General features: G+C 38.0%; 19 protein-coding genes. 8 read left to right on the top strand and 11 right to left on the bottom strand.

Annotation, left to right across the window (positions count from 1 at the left end; translation table 11 throughout):
- Positions 1-144: 144 nt before the first annotated feature.
- On the bottom strand, positions 145-612 hold the full coding sequence (locus DRF67_RS14440) for an acyl-CoA thioesterase (protein ID WP_115929001.1): 468 nt from the start codon (positions 610-612) through the stop codon (positions 145-147).
- A 117-nt stretch (positions 613-729) separates the two neighbouring features.
- Here DRF67_RS14440 and DRF67_RS14435 point away from each other — a divergent pair, with 117 nt between their 5' ends.
- From DRF67_RS14435 to DRF67_RS14420, 4 genes are all read left to right on the top strand, one after another.
- Complete coding sequence (locus tag DRF67_RS14435; protein WP_115929000.1) at positions 730-1,083, top strand: arsenate reductase family protein; 354 nt, start codon at positions 730-732, stop codon at positions 1,081-1,083.
- A 52-nt stretch (positions 1,084-1,135) separates the two neighbouring features.
- A complete protein-coding gene (locus DRF67_RS14430) occupies positions 1,136-1,558 on the top strand; it encodes a hypothetical protein (RefSeq protein WP_123912752.1) in 423 nt (140 codons plus the stop codon).
- A 75-nt stretch (positions 1,559-1,633) separates the two neighbouring features.
- A complete protein-coding gene (locus DRF67_RS14425) occupies positions 1,634-1,816 on the top strand; it encodes a hypothetical protein (RefSeq protein WP_115928998.1) in 183 nt (60 codons plus the stop codon).
- 461 nt (positions 1,817-2,277) lie between these two features.
- Entirely contained in the window at positions 2,278-3,009 is a 732-nt protein-coding gene (locus DRF67_RS14420) for a hypothetical protein (protein ID WP_115928997.1), read from the top strand.
- A gap of 74 nt (positions 3,010-3,083) precedes the next feature.
- Here the strand turns inward: DRF67_RS14420 and gcvT are convergent, their stop codons facing one another.
- Genes gcvT through idi form a run of 3 tightly spaced genes read right to left on the bottom strand, consistent with a single transcriptional unit; the run spans position 3,084 to position 5,152 of the window.
- Positions 3,084-4,160 (bottom strand): glycine cleavage system aminomethyltransferase GcvT, encoded by a 1,077-nt coding sequence (gcvT, locus tag DRF67_RS14415; protein WP_115928996.1) that lies wholly within the window; start codon positions 4,158-4,160, stop codon positions 3,084-3,086.
- A 9-nt stretch (positions 4,161-4,169) separates the two neighbouring features.
- On the bottom strand, positions 4,170-4,640 hold the full coding sequence (locus DRF67_RS14410) for a hypothetical protein (RefSeq protein WP_115928995.1): 471 nt from the start codon (positions 4,638-4,640) through the stop codon (positions 4,170-4,172).
- A 2-nt stretch (positions 4,641-4,642) separates the two neighbouring features.
- Complete coding sequence (idi, locus tag DRF67_RS14405) at positions 4,643-5,152, bottom strand: isopentenyl-diphosphate Delta-isomerase (protein ID WP_115928994.1); 510 nt, start codon at positions 5,150-5,152, stop codon at positions 4,643-4,645.
- A gap of 358 nt (positions 5,153-5,510) precedes the next feature.
- On the opposite strand from idi, the gene DRF67_RS14400 reads away from it, so the two are divergent.
- Together DRF67_RS14400 and DRF67_RS14395 are read left to right on the top strand one after the other, a co-directional pair.
- Positions 5,511-5,921, top strand: coding sequence for an LNS2 domain-containing protein (locus DRF67_RS14400; RefSeq protein WP_115928993.1), 411 nt, complete (start codon positions 5,511-5,513; stop codon positions 5,919-5,921).
- Positions 5,922-6,006: 85 nt separating this feature from the next.
- The gene (locus tag DRF67_RS14395; RefSeq protein ID WP_115928992.1) at positions 6,007-6,966 is read left to right on the top strand and encodes a D-2-hydroxyacid dehydrogenase; all 960 of its coding nucleotides are present in this window, start codon (positions 6,007-6,009) and stop codon (positions 6,964-6,966) included.
- A 177-nt stretch (positions 6,967-7,143) separates the two neighbouring features.
- On the opposite strand, the gene mscL is transcribed toward DRF67_RS14395, so the two are convergent.
- Positions 7,144-7,521, bottom strand: coding sequence for a large conductance mechanosensitive channel protein MscL (mscL, locus tag DRF67_RS14390; protein WP_115928991.1), 378 nt, complete (start codon positions 7,519-7,521; stop codon positions 7,144-7,146).
- Between the two features lie 232 nt (positions 7,522-7,753).
- Here mscL and DRF67_RS14385 point away from each other — a divergent pair, with 232 nt between their 5' ends.
- Positions 7,754-9,274 carry an NAD(P)H-hydrate dehydratase gene (locus DRF67_RS14385; RefSeq protein ID WP_115928990.1) on the top strand — a complete coding sequence of 507 codons (1,521 nt, stop codon included), beginning with the start codon at positions 7,754-7,756 and terminating at the stop codon, positions 9,272-9,274.
- Positions 9,275-9,394: 120 nt separating this feature from the next.
- Here the strand turns inward: DRF67_RS14385 and lgt are convergent, their stop codons facing one another.
- Together lgt and yidD are read right to left on the bottom strand one after the other, a co-directional pair.
- On the bottom strand, positions 9,395-10,261 hold the full coding sequence (gene lgt / locus DRF67_RS14380) for a prolipoprotein diacylglyceryl transferase (RefSeq protein WP_115929056.1): 867 nt from the start codon (positions 10,259-10,261) through the stop codon (positions 9,395-9,397).
- Positions 10,262-10,675: 414 nt separating this feature from the next.
- Positions 10,676-10,939 (bottom strand): membrane protein insertion efficiency factor YidD, encoded by a 264-nt coding sequence (gene yidD, locus DRF67_RS14375; RefSeq protein WP_185142116.1) that lies wholly within the window; start codon positions 10,937-10,939, stop codon positions 10,676-10,678.
- Between the two features lie 99 nt (positions 10,940-11,038).
- On the opposite strand from yidD, the gene DRF67_RS14370 reads away from it, so the two are divergent.
- Positions 11,039-12,316, top strand: a complete 1,278-nt coding sequence (locus DRF67_RS14370) for a replication-associated recombination protein A (RefSeq protein WP_115928989.1) — start codon at positions 11,039-11,041, stop codon at positions 12,314-12,316.
- 51 nt (positions 12,317-12,367) lie between these two features.
- Here the strand turns inward: DRF67_RS14370 and DRF67_RS14365 are convergent, their stop codons facing one another.
- The 4 genes from DRF67_RS14365 to pheA all read right to left on the bottom strand — a co-directional run bounded on the left by DRF67_RS14365 (position 12,368) and on the right by pheA (position 17,139).
- Positions 12,368-12,799, bottom strand: a complete 432-nt coding sequence (locus tag DRF67_RS14365; protein WP_115928988.1) for a hypothetical protein — start codon at positions 12,797-12,799, stop codon at positions 12,368-12,370.
- Positions 12,800-12,912: 113 nt separating this feature from the next.
- Entirely contained in the window at positions 12,913-15,141 is a 2,229-nt protein-coding gene (locus DRF67_RS14360; RefSeq protein WP_115928987.1) for a DUF2339 domain-containing protein, read from the bottom strand.
- A 109-nt stretch (positions 15,142-15,250) separates the two neighbouring features.
- Entirely contained in the window at positions 15,251-15,961 is a 711-nt protein-coding gene (locus DRF67_RS14355) for a hypothetical protein (protein ID WP_115928986.1), read from the bottom strand.
- Positions 15,962-16,290: 329 nt separating this feature from the next.
- Positions 16,291-17,139, bottom strand: a complete 849-nt coding sequence (pheA, locus tag DRF67_RS14350) for a prephenate dehydratase (protein WP_115928985.1) — start codon at positions 17,137-17,139, stop codon at positions 16,291-16,293.
- Positions 17,140-17,354: the final 215 nt, after the last annotated feature.

Below are 17,354 nucleotides of genomic sequence, written 5' to 3'. Positions count from 1 at the left end.
TAATTGGGGCGGTTTTATTGTTACTGGTTTTTTTAGTTGCTGGATACTTGGTATTCAGCGTTGCCGGTTGTTTCGCTATTGGTTCCTCACAACCTTACCTTAAACCCTGACTTTAGTCTAAAACCTCGCATCGTAAATCATGTCCTAAAGAAAAGGCTTCATCTCATCTTCAATCTGTGTTCTGAGTTCCATCAACCGTTTGGCATACATTTCCTGTTGTTTTTCCTCTTCTGTTTCCGGAGTCCATTTGGGAACCGGAAGTTTTTTTCCGTTCTCGTCGACCGCAACAAAAACAATAATACAATGGGTTTTTTTATCAAAAGTAGGCTGTTTCAGATTTCTTGAAAAAACATTAATGGAGATATGCATGCTTGAGGTTCCTGTATAGATCACCTGGGCATCTACCTTTACCACTTCTCCGATCTTAATGGGCTCATAAAAGCGGATTCCACCTACATACACCGTTACCGAGTAATTTCCGCTCCATGTTGTGGCGCATGCATAACCCGCCTGGTCAATCCATTTCATAACACTTCCTCCGTGTACATTTCCTCCGTAATTCACATCTGAAGGTTCCGAAATAAACTGAAAAGTAATAGGCTTGTTCTGCATCTTTATAAAATTTGAATAAAGTTATTTAATAATTTTCAAAGTTTTATATTAAATCCTACTTTTGAAAGACGAAATTGTCATGAAAAAGAATTTTAACAAAAACAGACAGAAATTATAATGAAGAAAGTATTTTACCTGAACACATGCGATACCTGCAGAAAGATTTTAGCAAAGTTTAACCTTACAGGCTGGGAACTTAGAGAGATCAAAAAAGAACCGGTTACCAAAGAAGAGCTGGCGGAAATGTATAAAAAAACCAAATCATACGAAGCGCTTTTCAGCAAAAAATCTACTCAGATCAAGTTAAGAGCGTTGGACGTAAAGTCTTTAACAGAAAAAGATTTCAAAGAATTGCTGCTGGATCATTATACATTTTTGAAAAGACCGGTTTTCCTGACAGATCAAGAGATTTTTGTAGGGAACGATAAGAAGAACGTAGAGGCTTTACAGGAATTTTTTGGGGTAAGCTAAGGCTTTACATCTCTCATTGAAAAAGATTGTTACAGTGAAGACACCAGTGATTATGATCCTATTTTGTTTTTTCAGCTTTACGGGTAATGCTCAGAAAAAAGTTGCAGCAAGCGGGAGTAAAAGCACCGCTATACTGGATACTCTTAATTATCTTAAAACTTTTGAGGCCCGGAAAAAAGAGTATATAGGGAAAAAATTCTCTTACCTATTGGGAGCGATGGAAAAAATTCAGCCACAAACTGTATGGAGTGTTCCTGGTTCTATGGATAGTACAATTGTTACCCGATCTTTATTCAGATTTTCTAATGTCAATTATCCTGTGATGAACGAAACCAAAATGATGATTACCTGGGAAAAAGAGATGCCTTATAAAATTGTTAGTTTTAACAACAGGCGGAATAAGCTGTTCTTCTCCGAGTCTGAAAGAAGATTTTATGGAGGTCAAATTGTAAAGAATATTATGATTTACCGTTGAGTCATATTGCCTGAATAGGTAAGGGAAATATTTTTCAATGGAATTGTTTATATTTAAGTTACCAAAAATTGTAATATGAAAAAGACCATTCTAAAATCAAAAAACCTGAACAGAACGGAACTCAGGCAAATTAATGGAGGAATTGCCATCAATCCATGCAGTATTCTTTGTGGACCCGGGGGAGGCGTTATCTCAACCAGACCGGGAATTGGAGATGCATGCAATCCTGACCGGTCAGTTTGCTGTATCTGTTATTAAACAGAAAAATCATAGGGATTCCTTTTAAAAAAAAGCTAAAAACCGCAGTTGTCTCTGCGGTTTTTTCATGAGTGATGGGAAGAAGTGAATCTCAATATGGCATCAACAACACTTTCACAACAGACCCGGTATTAAGGGATTGAAATCCAGGAAAACGAATACTGTATAATAAACGGAAGGAAACTGGCCGCTTTTGGCAGGGATAACCTATTGATAGCGCCCTGTTCATATGATTTCCTGGTTAAAAAAATCATACAGTACTTGTGTTTTTATTATGATTTTATTTTTATTTAATGTCTTAGTTTGTGATTTTTTGTTAAAAACATCTATTTGATTGATGTTTATGCTTTTACTTGACTGTTTTATTGATAATTTTTTAAATTAGCGAATGTGATACAGGAAACCTGTAGCATCTTAAAAACACATTTCATTCTTTTAAAATAAATAGTATTAAACAGATTATGATGGAAAAGCAATTTAATCCCGTGATTAAAGCTGTACAAAGCTTGCGGAAACTTTCCCTGGATATTAAATCCACTAATAAAGAAATTCAATCTTGTGATCAGGAAATCAGACAGAAAATAGAAGACTGTGGCAAGTTAATAGCGACTACAAATGATAGTATGGTTATTAACCTATGGATAAGAGAAAAAGCCAAGCTCATGGAAAATTCTGATGCTTTGCTTGATGTTCTGAAAAAAATTGAGCAAAAGTTTAATGACAAGGATGCTTCAGGCCTGCTGGAAATCTGGGAAACCCACGAATCATATAAGAATTTTGTGTTGGAAAACTTTGTCACGATGGAACGAATGGGAAGTGCTATTTTTGTCGGTGATAAGATGGAAAAATGGGAATCCGCCTGGAGTGATATTAAGAATTCGTTACATAAAATATTATCCATATCTGAAACCTATCATCTGAAACTCAAAGTAATGGAAATCCTTGAACCGGATGAAATTGATTCTCTAACTGAAGATATTCTTAAACATATTCCATGGAATTATTCTGATGAAGAAGCGTATCAGTTTGAACAGGAGTATCTTGTTGCGTATAAGGAAATAAAAGAATCCCAATCTAAGAAGAAAAATCTATGGGATAAGATCTTAAATGCGCTGGCTGGTGGCATAGAGGAGACCCCGGCACACAGAGTACAAATGAGAAGATGGATGGATGGTGAAGGGGATAGTGTATAAAGTTCTATTCTACTCATAAAAATAAGGGAAAAAGTAGAAAAAACCGCAGTTCTATTGAACTGCGGTTTTTGTATTTATACGAAAGGAGCTTTTACTACTTTTGCAGGAATATTCTTGTTTCTTACCTGGATGAAGATCTCAGAACCCAGTTTGAAATGAGGCTTATCTACATAGGCCAGTCCCAAACCGATTTTCTTCATGGGAGACTGAGTTCCCGAAGTTACTTTTCCGATGATGTTGCCTTCTGCGTCTACCACAGGGTAGTCGTGTCTTGGAACACCCTTGTCCAGAAGTTCAAAGGCTACCAGCTTTCTGCCAACACCTTCTTCTTTCTGTTTTGCAAAAGTATCTTTAGAAACGAAGTCTTTGTCAAACTTAGTGATCCATCCCAGGCCGGCTTCGATCGGGGAAGTGGTGTCATCAATATCGTTTCCGTAAAGACAGAACCCTTTTTCCAATCTTAAAGTATCTCTGGATGCCAGGCCGCAAGGAACGATACCTTCCGTCTCACCCGCTTTGATAATTTCATCCCATAGCTTCTCAGCGCTTTCATTTTTGAAATAAATTTCAAAACCACCGCTTCCGGTATATCCTGTATTGGAAATAATCACATCGTTTACACCTGCAACACTTCCTAATGTAAAATGATAATAAGGAATTTCGGTTAAGCTCACTTCTGTAAGTTTCTGTAGAATTTCCGTTGCCTTAGGTCCCTGAACAGCCAGCAGTGACATATCGTCAGAAGCATTGGTCATTGTCGCTCCGAAGGTATTGTATTTTGAAATATGATTCCAGTCTTTGTCTATATTTGAAGCATTTACAACAACGAAATACTTGTCATCTTCTATTTTATAAACGATCAGATCGTCTACAATCCCTCCATTTTCATTAGGAAGGCAAGAGTATTGGGCTTTCCCGTTTTCAAGTGCATTTACATTATTTGTAGTGACCAGCTGTAAAAGATCTTTGGATCCCGGACCTTCGATGAAAAATTGTCCCATATGGGAAACATCAAATAATCCCGCTTTTTCCCTTACTGCAAAATGCTCTTCAGTGACTCCGGAATATTGTACAGGCATTTCAAAACCTGCGAAAGGTACGATCTTAGCTCCCAAAGAAACATGTTTGTCGTACAAGGCTGTTTTCTTCATATTAATTTTTTATTTCTTTATTTTAAAACTGTTGAAAGTCTCATGAAATAGGGTCATATAGTTTCCGTTCCAGAACTTCTGACCGCAGTTAATGCTGACCAGATACAGATCTTTATCTTTCTGATATGCCCTGGTAATCCAGAAAAGCTTTTCTTTTTCATCAAAATATTCGTAAAAGTATTCGGTATACCCTTTTTTGCTTTTGCTTTCCTTGACCTTGTTTTCCGGATCTGCTGACTGATACAGAGCAAGAACAAATTTTTTCATTTCTCCTTTCGGAAGGTCTAGTCCGTGATACTCTGAAATGGTGATCGCTCCAATCTCATTCGTGGGAAAAATATTGACAATATCACTGTCATTTGTAGATTTCCATCCGTCAGGAATGCTGATAGAATAATTGGGACTGTCATACATCGTTGCTTTTTGGGCAAAGAAAATACCTGTGGACAAAAATGCTGAAATAAGCAGTATTTTTTTCATCTTTAAAAATGGTGTTTATATTCTTCAAGAATGATCTTAAACCACTCCGTGAAGTTTTGAGGAGCTTCGGAAATTTCCCGATCCAGATCTTCTACAGAGATGAATCTTATTTCTTCCACTTCTTCCTTATTTAAATTGAAATCAGACTCGTGACTGCCGACGAATACATGGTCTAGCTCATGCTCCCAGAGTCCGCCGCCTACATCTGCTTTATAGATAAAACTGAACTTTTCGGAAAGTTCGGCTTCTACTCCAAGTTCTTCTTTCAGCCTGCGTTTTGCTCCGTCCAGATAAGTTTCCCCTTCTCTGGGATGCGAACATACAGCATTGGTCCATTGGTTGGGAGAATGATATTTTCCGGAAGCCCTTTTCTGAAGAAGCATTTCCCCTTTACTGTTAAAAAGAAATACAGAAAAAGCACGGTGTAACAGACCATTGATATGAGCCTGCTGTTTTTCCATCAGACCCAAAACTTCATCTTCAGGATTTACTAAAACTACGAATTCTTCCATTTCTACAAATGTAAGTGTAATAAATGTATTTTGGAAATTTTTAGATAAACATCATGTTTTTATAGGCAGTTGGGCAAAACGAGGTACGAAAGGAAACAAATGCAGCGGTCCGCTTAAAATCAACACTTCGTGTATTGGGTAGATTCGATGTCGTACATTTTAATGATCATGGATACGAAAATGTTTTAACTCTGAATAACCAGCCAACGAAAAATTTTAACTTTAAATCGCAAAATGATGGACAATTTATTAATATTATTCTTCAGATAATAGTTTTTATAGTATATTTTTAACATAAACTAAGTTTAATAGGTCTGGTAGAGGTAAAATACGTAACTTTGCTATTCAAGTTTTAAGGATGGAATTAGAATACACAGAGCATATAAGTCCTATTCTAAAGGATGGCGTAAAAAATTACTTAATAGATATCGATGGAACCATTACAGATGACGTTCCAAACGAAGAACCGGAAAGAATGGTTACCTGTGAACCTTATCCCGATGCTTTGGAAACAGTCAACAGATGGTATGATGAAGGACACCAGATCTGCTTTTTCACCTCAAGAACTGAAAACCTGAAGCAAATCACCATAGACTGGCTAGATAAGCATGGCTTCAAGTACCACAGTGTGCTGTGCGGAAAGCCCAGAGGAGGAAACTATCATTGGATCGATAATCATTTGGTAAGGGCGACAAGATACAAGGGCAGATTTACAGATCTGGTTGAAAAACAAGTTACCATCGAAGTTTTCAAAGAAGACGGAGAATAAAAAATATAAAATAAAGATTTAAAAATTAAATGCGGAGCGATTCCTTTAATTTTTAAATCTTTTTCAATTTTAATATAGGAGTATTATGAAAGTTTTAGCAAACGACGGCCTCGATCAATCTGGGATTGACGCATTAAAAGAAAAGGGCTTTGAGGTCATTACTGCAAAAGTTCCACAGGAATTTTTGGTGGATTATATTAATGAGCACAAGATCCGCACCTTATTGGTAAGAAGTACTACACAGGTAAGAAAAGACATTATTGACGGATGTCCTTCGATAGATATTATCGGCAGAGGAGGTGTAGGGATGGATAATATCGACGTAGACTATGCCAGGGAAAAAGGAATTCATGTCATCAATACGCCTTCTGCTTCTTCAGAGTCTGTGGCTGAATTGGTGTTTGCGCATTTATTTTCTGGAGCCCGTTTTTTACAGGATTCCAACAGAAAAATGCCGTTAGTGGGTGATACCGAGTTTGCAGGACTTAAAAAAGCTTATGCAGCCGGTATTGAGCTGAGAGGAAAGACCATCGGGATCGTAGGGATGGGAAGAATAGGACAGGAAGTAGCAAGAATTGCCCTGGGTTTAGGGATGAGAGTTGTTGCTGCTGACAATAATGTAGGAAAGGCAAGCATTAAGGTGAAATTCTACAACAATCAGTTTATCAATGTCGATATAGAAACAGAACCGCTGCAGGACGTTTTAAAGCACTCGGATTTTATTACGTTACATGTTCCGGCTCAGAAAGACGGCTATATGATCGGGAAAAGTGAATTTGAAATCATGAAAGAGGGAGTGGCGATCGTGAATTGTTCCCGTGGTGGAGTTATTGATGAAGCTGCTTTGATTGACGCGCTGGATTCCGGTAAAGTGAGATTTGCAGGACTGGATGTATTCATCAACGAACCTACTCCTTCCAAAGAGATTCTAAACCATGCCAAGATATCCCTGACTCCTCATACAGGAGCATCTACGCTTGAAGCTCAGGACAGGATCGGACTTTCACTGGCAGAGCAGATCTCCAGCATTTTGCAGATTCAATAATCATTAATTGAAGAATATACCTAAAAGCTGTCTTTTCAGGCAGCTTTTCTTTTGCTCTTTTGTAAAGTATAAGTAAAAAATATTTTGCTTTTCCAACTTTTGATCATGACAGGAACAAAAAGCCGGAAAATTATTTTCCGGCTTTTGACTGTATCATGCTTTATGAGAAGCAGGATATTAGATATTTTTAGTTTTCAGAAGATCTCTGATCTCCATGAGTAATTTTTGATCTTCCGTAGGTCCTGCAGGCGCTGGAGCTTCTTTTTTGTTAACTTTATTGGCTAATTTGATAATCCAGAAAAGAACCATAGCAATACATAGAAAGCTGATCACTGCAGAAAGGAAATTTCCGTAGGCTACCCCATTCCACGTAAGTTTAGCGATGTTTTCTGCACCAGCAGCCTTTAATGCCGGGTTCAGGATCAGAGGGGTGATCACATCTTCTACCAATGAGGAAACAATTTTACCAAATGCTGCACCGATGATAACACCGACAGCAAGGTCAAGAACATTGCCCTTAAAGGCAAACTCTTTAAATTCTTTAACAAATCCCATAATTTATATTTTTTTTAATTAGTATAAACACAAAAATATAATTTAAAAATGTAAAAAACACCACTTTTTTTAGTTTTTTTATTCAAAAAAATGGGAATTGATCCTTAAATAATGTTTATTTTTTAGTGATAAAGAAGGTCTTTTACTGCATTGCGGGCAAGTCTTTCTTTTTGTTATCAGTACGGCATGCTAATGAAAAATCTTTTGTAATTTGCTTAAAAGTTATTTGCCTATGAAAATTTTTACTGCAGAACAAATACGAAGCTGGGATCAGTTTACCATAGTCCATGAGCCGGTTTCTTCTGTACAGCTTATGGAGAGAGCAGCAGGAGCAGTGGCCGGCTGGATTTCTGAATACTGTAAAAATCACAAAAAACTGGCGGTATTCTGTGGTAATGGCAATAATGGCGGTGACGGTCTTGCTGTTGCAAGAATGCTCTATCTTAAGGGTTTTGATGTAGATGTATTTGTAGATGATCCTAAAGGAAAATTTTCAGATGATGCCGCAGTCAACCTGAAAAGACTCAGGGATATTTCAGGGATTTCTGTCAGAAAATTCAATACTTCTGAAGACTATAGTTTTGATGATAAAACCATAATTGTTGATGCGCTTCTTGGTACAGGATTGTCACGTCCTTTGGGTGGAGACTACCGGTTGCTGGTTGAACAGCTAAACAAAAAAGAGAACATCAGGCTATCTATCGATATTCCTTCAGGACTTCCGGCTGATGGGCAGCATGATGATGATGATTTTGTCGCAGTGGAAGCTGATTATACGTTGAGTTTTCAATGCTGGAAAAGAAGCTTCCTTCATCCTGAAACCGGAAAATATACCGGAAAAGTAGTAGTGCTGGATATCGGTTTAAGCAGAGAATATTCAGGATCGGAGGGAACGGACTACTTTGTAGCTGACGATCACCTTGCAGGCTCTGTTTTCAGACCGAGAAAGGAATTTTCCCATAAAGGAAATCATGGGAAAGCTGTAATTATCGGAGGAAGTTATGGGAAATTAGGGGCTGCGGTGTTGGCGACTCAATCAGCTTTGAAAACCGGTGCCGGGCTTACCTTTACGATTGCCCCGGCCTGCGGGTATGAAATTTTGCAGAGTACCTGCCCTGAAGCGATGTTTATAGAAGGAGGAAAACAGTTCATAACCGGTTTTGAGGCTGATGAAATTTCCACCTATGGAATAGGCCCCGGGCTGGGCACGGATCCGGAAACTGAAAAATGTCTTTTGCATTTTTTGAAAAAGTATTCCCGGCCGTTAATTCTCGATGCCGATGCACTCAATACTGTGGCAAAAAAAACGGAAAATGTCAAACTGATTCCTGAAAATTCAATCATTACTCCTCACCCTAAAGAATTTGAAAGGCTTTTCGGACCTACAAAGGATTCTTTTGAAAGACTGGCACTTGCCCGTAAAAAAGCAAAAGAACTGAATATATACATCGTTCTGAAAGATCATCATACTCAGATCATTACGCCCGAAGTAGCGGTGTATTATAATATCACTGGCAATGCTGGGCTTGCCAAAGGGGGAAGTGGAGATATCCTTACCGGAATCCTGACTTCACTGGCTGCACAAGGTTATTCTCCGGAACAAGCCTGTGTTCTGGGAGTCTGGCTTCATGGAAGGGCAGCAGATCTTGCCGCAGAAAAACATTCCAAAGAATCGATGCTTCCTTCAGATGTGATTGATGAATTGGGAGCTGTTTTTAAAGAATTAAACAAGTGGGCGGCTGTCAGCCTGTGAGGCGGCAGTATTAAATTTAACCTATAATTATCAAAATAAAAAGGCAAATTCGTGATGAACGAATTTGCCTTTTTGTATTGTGAGGGTAAGATACTCAATATATGATCCTGACCTGTTTGCTTATTCAGGCTTTTCATTTTCTGCCTGAGTGATTTTAAATTTTTTGGATACAATCATAATGACAACTCCTGCAAGCATAAACGGAATAGAAAGTACCTGTCCGGTATTTAAACTACCGATCTGGATAAACTCATCGCCCTGCGGTTCTTTCAGGAACTCTACAAAGAATCTGATCGCCCAGAGAATGATAAAGAATAATCCAAAGAGCCATCCCTGCTGGTATTTTTTATCCGTTTTTCTGTACAGAATCCATAATAAGATGAATAGTGCAACATATCCTATAGCTTCAAACAGCTGGCTTGGATATCGCGGCACGGTAAGACCGTATTCACTGCTTTGCTGTGGGAAAAGCAATGCGAAAGGAGAGTTGGGATCTGCAGGCTTACCTACGATTTCTGAATTGAAAAAATTTCCCATTCTTACAAATGCCCCACCCAAAGCAACTACAATACCCAGTCTGTCATACACCCAGAAAGGATTTTTTTTGATGATCTTAAAGGAATAATATAGAGTGGTCAGGATAAGAGCGATGGTGGCACCATGGCTGGCTAAGCCTGAAAATCCTGTGAATTTAAATCCATTTTTTGTGCTGATTGGTAGGAATACACTCCAGAAGTCTTCTTTGAAGAGCTCCGGCTGGTAGAAAATAACATGACCTAATCTTGCTCCCAAAATAGTTCCGATCAGTGTCCAGGTAAACAGAGGCTCAAGATATTTTTGGTTGATATTATCAATTTTGAAGATTCTGGTCATTAAAACATATCCGAAACCAAAAGCAAATACAAACATTAAACTGTAAAAATGCAGCGTGACAGGGCCTAGCTGGATACCCTTGGAAGGGTCCCAGATTTTGAAAGGAGTCTCCAGTTCCACTTTATCAGAAGCACTGATTGGCTTTGCAGACTTTACAGCATATTTGAAGGTGGTAATATTATCCTTGGTAACAGGAGAATCAATCAGATTAAAGTTTTTATCAAAAAACTGATAGCTGGAATCCTTGTATCTTGCCAAAGTAGATGAGCTGTAATTAAAATAAGCAGGCTCAAAATTCGATTCATTGAAGATGACTACCGTATTGTTGTTAATTTCTCTGGCAGGAAAAGCATTAAGATCTCCCAATTCCGTAGTAGAATAGATTTTTACAGGAACATTGCTGCCGTTGATGTCTAAGGTTCCGTCGGATAATCCACCTGGATATTCCTGTGCAAAAAGACACTGGGTGATGAATGCAAATAGTACAAGGTAAATTCTGAAAAAAATAGTACTCATTTTCCTTCTGATTTAATAGTTGATATCTTGTTTTGTATGTTTGGGTGGTACGGGATCATAGCCGCTTCCTCCCCAGGGATGGCATCGTAAAATTCTTCTGAAACCCAGCCAGAAACCCTTAATAATCCCATGAACCTGAAGCGATTCCACCATATAATGAGAACAGGTGGGTTCGTAACGGCAGTTTTTGGGAAGTAAAGGCGAAATAAACCACTGGTAAAATTTTATCAAGATTACCAAAGGAAATGTAATTATTTTATTGAATGTAAGTTTCAAAACAATGCAAAAATAGGGTAAAAAAATGAAAATTAGTTTAATTTTGTTATAAGTTTCAGAGTATTGAAATCTGAAATATTGACCTAAAAAATAATTATCTTGAATCAGAATATTCCATTAGCTGAAAAATTAAGACCTAAAACCCTGGACGATGTTCTGGGACAGGAACATCTTACCGGCGAAAAAGGAACGATCCGGAAAATGATCGACAATAATAGCCTGAACTCCCTTATTTTTTGGGGGCCTCCGGGAACAGGGAAAACTACCCTTGCAGAAATTATCTCTGAAAAATCCGGAAGGAAATTCTACAAGCTGTCTGCTGTTTCTTCAGGCGTAAAAGACGTAAGAGAGGTCATCGAGGATGCCAAGAAGCAGAATCTCTTTTCAGGAAAATCACCCATTTTATTTATTGACGAAATCCACCGTTTCAATAAGTCTCAACAAGACTCGTTACTGCATGCGGTAGAAAAGGGGTGGATTGTTTTAATAGGTGCCACTACTGAAAATCCAAGCTTTGAGGTCGTTTCCGCATTGCTATCGCGAAGTCAGGTATTTGTTTTAAAAGCATTAACCTATGAAAAGCTGGAAGAACTTGCAGATATTGCGTCCGCCAAATATAATAAGGAGGAAGGAACAGAGTTTAAGATCATTGAAAAGGAAGCCTTTATTCAATATTCAGGTGGGGATGCCCGAAAACTTATCAATTCAGTAGAGTTGGTTTTAAATCAATATAGAAATTCCGTAGTTAAAGAAATTACGAATGCCAATGTTCTTGAGGTATTGCAGGAAACCATGGCCCTTTATGATAAAAATGGTGAACAGCATTATGATATTATTTCTGCTTTTATCAAATCAATGCGGGGGGGTGATCCTAACGGGGCTGTATATTGGCTTGCGAGGATGATTGCAGGGGGAGAAGATATAAAATTCATTGCCAGACGGATGGTAATTCTTGCAGCTGAAGATATAGGACTAGCTAATCCAAATGCATTGGTCATTGCCAATAATTGTTTTCAGGCAGTGAATGTGATTGGAAATCCTGAAGCCAGAATTATATTGAGTGAAGCTGCCGTTTATCTCGCTGTTTCTCCAAAAAGCAACTCTACGTATATGGCAATCAATGATGCGCTGGCATTGGTGAAGCGGACTGGAAATCTGCCGGTTCCCCTTCATTTACGGAATGCTCCTACCAAGCTGATGAAAGATCTGGATTATGGAAAAGAATACAAATACGCTCATTCCTACCAGGGGAATTTTGTAGAACAGGACTTTCTTCCAGATGAAATAAAGGATGTTAAAATTTATGAGCCCGGCAATAATGCTACGGAAAAAAAGATTTACGAGGAGCTGAAGAAAAAATGGAATAATAAATATTAACAAAAAAAGGATACTCTGTACGGGTATCCTTTTATCTGTTGATTTCAGGCTCTATCTTGAAGCAGAAATAAATAAAGTTTTCTTTCCGTTGTGATCTTTTGACTCTACTTTTGCAAGCAACTCTCCGTACACCAGGGTAGAAGTATCCGTGAACTCATGTCCTTCAATGAAAACGGGGGTATCTCCCGGAATATTATGCTGGGCATTAAGATCAGCCAGTGATATTCTGTCCAGAACATTCTGTCCGTTTTTGAATTTATATTCTGTAACCCCTTTTGTGAAAACAGAACTGTATTTTTTCAGGTTCTGAGGAAGACTTGCTGCACTGTTGTAAACTTTTAAAACCTGCATTACAGATTTGCGTGCATTGAACATGTCTACGGTTCCAATGGCATTGTCAGCAACTGCAAACTTTACAGCAGAACTTTGTGCAAATAGAGTAGCGGAGGACAGTATTAAAAAAGAATAGAGTAATTTTTTCATAATCAAAAGTTGTAACTGTTAAAAACGTGATAAATATAGTTATTTTTTATAAAATGTGAATCAATTCTTGGATTGTTTTACATTTTGCTTATCGATAAAAACTTTTGTTGCTATTATAGGTCTTTGCTTTCTTCATTATTATCTTTTTTATCAACCATATTTCTGATGATATTTTTTAATCGCTGGAAGGTGAAAGAGCTTAACAGCAAGATTATTCCCAATGCAATAAAGGCGCTTATCCTTGATATATTATCCATCTGCCATACATCATAAGTGTAAAGCTTCAAAATGGTAACACCTACAAGGACGAATCCAATCTTGCTGTATTCCTGAATATTCTTTCTTAGACCAAGATAGATCAATACGCTGGCCAGCACGGTCCATATAATGGGCAGATAAAGAATGTTGAAATGTTCCTTTACCTTATAAGAATGAATGACATCATGGCTTGCGGTTAAAACGTATAAATGATGAAATTCGCTACTTATAGCTGTAATAAAAGCAATACATAACGCCCAGTATGATATTTTACTTTTATAAAATCCTGAAGAAGGAATAATGGCTAAGTATACATATATAAAAGGAATCCATTGAAGCAGATGCATATAATAGAATACTGACTGCAGTTTCTTTGATAAGATTGCACTGACCACAGAAGAGGCTGAAACTGAAGTGTTGATGGTGATCAATAACAGAAAAAGATAAATGAGTGCCACCTGCAGCTCGTTGTTGATGCCTATTTTTTTCCTGAAAAGCAGAAGTGCAAAAATATAAAAGATGCTGAACAGCAATCCTACTGCGGTAACCGCAGCCCACGGCTTATCATAAATATGGTAGATGATTTCCAGTAGCAAAGCCGTATAGATAATACCAAAGCTGACAATGGTAATAAGGTTTTCCAAAAAGTAACCCTCTTTCTGCTTTGTGTCTTCCTGAGTTTTTAATAAATATAGATTAATCACCGTTGAAGCAACAGTCACCATGCTTGTTAAAAATACAGGATTAAATATAACGCTGAGAGTATGAGTGTCAAGATATTGGGTCCAGGTTGTTATCTGCGAAAGAATAACTAACGGGAAAAGAACATAAAAGCATGTTTTGAAAATTGTATGCCCGGTTTTTTTCCATATAAAGAGCAGCAGGGTCGCTTCTATCGCCCAGACACTGGTGATGAGGTGGGTTTTGAACTGCAGCGCAACAGCTATTGTGATAAGGCTGACGGTTATTCCTGCGAATACAGAATAGGAAATTCCAAAGTTTTTTCTTCCGTATTCCCTTAAAAATAAGAAAATATTGAGGATTGCAAAAGCTGCAGGAAAAATGATGACAGGTTCATAGCCTAATTCGCGGAAGGTATAGACCAGTCCGATAATACTTGTGAAATTAATCAAAGCAAGCATCAGGATATCCGCTACTGAAAGTATATTTTTCCTGAAATAATCCTGAAGCGCAAAAATATAGAAAATGACGTAGCTGATAAGGTAAAAAAGAATGCTTAAAAGTTCAGGCTGTTCAGAGGTCCAGTACAGAAGATACAGGCTTGTGAAAATATAAGCTGTCCAGCCCACGCTTCTCCAGTGCTGAAGAAATGTGACGGCAAGCATTCCCATGTTTAAAAGACTCAGATAAATAAAAAGGAAAAGGTAATTGCTTTGGCCTGTACTGATCATAAACGGAGCTGAGAATCCCCCGAGCAATGAAAAGATGATCAAAACTTCACTTTTATAATAATAGGATAGGAGTATTGAAATGACGGTAATGATACTCGTGATAACAAAGGCGGTGTTTTGACTGAAAAGATGGTATTCCCGGAAGGCAATGGTGGCTGTAAAATACAATACGGCAATCCCGCCTCCTGTAATTATAGAAGCAAATACCGCATAATTTTTTCTCAGGAAATGCCCGATGATAATAATTCCTGCTCCTGTACAGAGACCTATTCCTGCTCTTGCCGTTTCACCGAGCCAGTTTTTGTCAATGGCATATTTTACAAAGTAGCCAATTCCTAAAACGAGAGTGAAAATGCCGATGATGGTAAGGGCATTCTGCTTAAGAAAATCAAGAACAGGACCCAGCCTGTCTTTTTGAGGAGAAGTTGATGGAGTCTTGTGATCACTTTGTGAACTTTCCCGGGTCTGAATTTCCTGAGCTGTTGTCTGTTGAAAAATGACCGTTTTATCAGTCGGAATATTTTCATGAATCATTTCTTCCTGGGAGGAAGTTCTGTTGATTTTGGCACTAAGGTCTGATACTTCCTTCTCAAGTTTTCTGATTTTAGCATTCAGGTTGTTGAAAATGATGATGATAACTATAATTAATATGACCGCAAGAATTTCATTCATTTCATAGTTTTTGCCAAATATAGAGGAAATGTTTTATATGCTGTTTAAAAATTAACCCATCACAGTGGTGTGATGGGCTAATGGTATAGATAACTAACAATATGTTTTACTAGTTTGATACTTTGTAAATATAGAATGATGTAACACTGGTTGATAATAGAGACAGGTTAATACCCGGATCTATAAAACCAAAAGCAATTCTATCGCCTGCCTGAAAAGAATATAATGAATTGATAGAGGTATCCGATATGGTCAAACTGGCCACTACAAGATTAACCCCACTGAAAGTACGGGAGTCTATTAATGTGGTGACTCCAGCTCCGGCTCCTCGCGTTCTGGTGATCCCGATACCTGTACCTCCACTTAATAAAGACGCCTGTAGTCCTGTTCCGAAACGGAATGCATAGGCTACGGCATACACTCCGTCTGATGGGATGGTGTACGATGAAGTCGTATCATTAAATAAGGCAGCGCTACCTACAGTTCTTTCGGCTGCTTGAAAGTTAACGGGTTTGAAATCTCCAAAAATACCTACGGAAAGAAGACTGATTCCGGTGGTTTTTTTAGCAGCATACACCGATGTGTTGGTACCTGACCCACCATTTAACAGAGAAGGATCTACTGAGAAAAGCTGAGCAGTTCCCACATTGACTCCTAAAATTTGATAACCCGGTAGTGATGGAGTAGAAGGAAGAGATCGAATTTTCATAGTTCCGTTAACATCTAGAGTTGCAGATGGAGTTGTAGTATTGATACCAACTTGCGAAAATAATGGTAAAGTTGCACATGCCAACAGTAAGCTGTAAAGTTTAGTTTTCATGATCAAGATTTTAATTAGTTATAAAACAAATATACGCAAAATTTATATTGATAGTTATGGAATCTTTAATTTTAACGTAATTATGGTAAATTATTTTTAAACATATGTTTATATTTTAACATATATTACTTTATAATAACTTTACGAGTTATTATTCTCAAATCTATGTCTGTGAGGGCGTTACCAAGGATAATTCTCCCTTTTTGGTGGGTTATTTTTGATGTATTATAACGGGTTGCTAACTAGGTTGTTATTGCGAAAAAAAAATAAAAAAAACACTGCTTTTACAGCAGTGTTATGGATAAATTACCTAATATTTGTTGATTTTTTTAACTCTCTAGAAGAAATTCTCTATAGTTTCCAAGGAAATCGACGTCCGCATGGATAGATTCCAGTTCTTTGAGAGCGTTTCCATGCAGCACTTCTTCCCATGGGCCTTCTACATTAATGAAGAAAAAGTAATTTCCCAGCCCTGTTTTTAAAGTTCTGGATTCAATCTTGCTGAGATTCATCTTTCTCCAGGCAAAAACGGATAATACCTGATGCAGGCCGCCGGGATGATCTTCCGGAAGAGTGATAAGCATTCCTGATTTTTCGCCCAAAAATTCCAGCTTGCTGTTATCGTACTTGCTTTGTTGCCTGGATATGATAATAAAACGGGTGTGGTTTTGTTCAAAATCCTGAATATTGCGGTTGATGATCTTTAAACCATATAGATTTGCTGCATATTGATTGGCAACGGCTGCTATCCTGAGGTCTTTATTCTCTGAAACATATTTTGCGGCTGCTGCTGTGGATGAAAAATCCTGTCTGGGAATTCCTCTATAATGGGTATCCAGAAAATGAAAGCTTTGTGCTAAAGCCTGTGGGTGAGAATATATTCTATCGATGTCTTCAACAGAATTCTCCGGATGAATCATCAGGTGATGGGCTATAGGCATCACGGCTTCAGCCTCAATATTAATGGACGGGGTTTTGTATAAATAATCCAGCGTCATTGAAACGGTTCCCTCAATGGAATTCTCCAAAGGCACTACAGCCTTTGCTGCCTCTCCTGTTTCTACGGCAGTGAAGCAGTCCAGGATACTGGCTTGCGGCATCAGCTCACCGTCCGGAAAAAGCTGTGCCGTGGCAAGCTGGGTAAAACTCGCATGAGGGCCCAAAAATGCAATCTTCATAATATATAATATAAGGGATGATTAAAATAAAGGTACAAAGGTGCGAATTAATTCATAAACAGAGTTCAAACTTCAAAGTTTTTAGACTAATGTTACGGGTTATAAGTTGCTGGTTGCTGGTTTCTTTTGTTGCTGGTTCTATTACGTTGTCATTATCTTGGCTCTTGGCTCTTGAATCTTGAATCTTTGTTCTTTGTTCTTTGTTCTTGGCGCAC

It is taken from the genome of Chryseobacterium pennipullorum (genome assembly GCF_003384725.1).
GTDB classification, from domain to species: Bacteria; Bacteroidota; Bacteroidia; order Flavobacteriales; family Weeksellaceae; genus Chryseobacterium; species Chryseobacterium pennipullorum.
The sequence above is the reverse complement of the archived record's forward strand: the minus strand, read 5'-3'. Positions and strand labels throughout refer to the sequence as shown.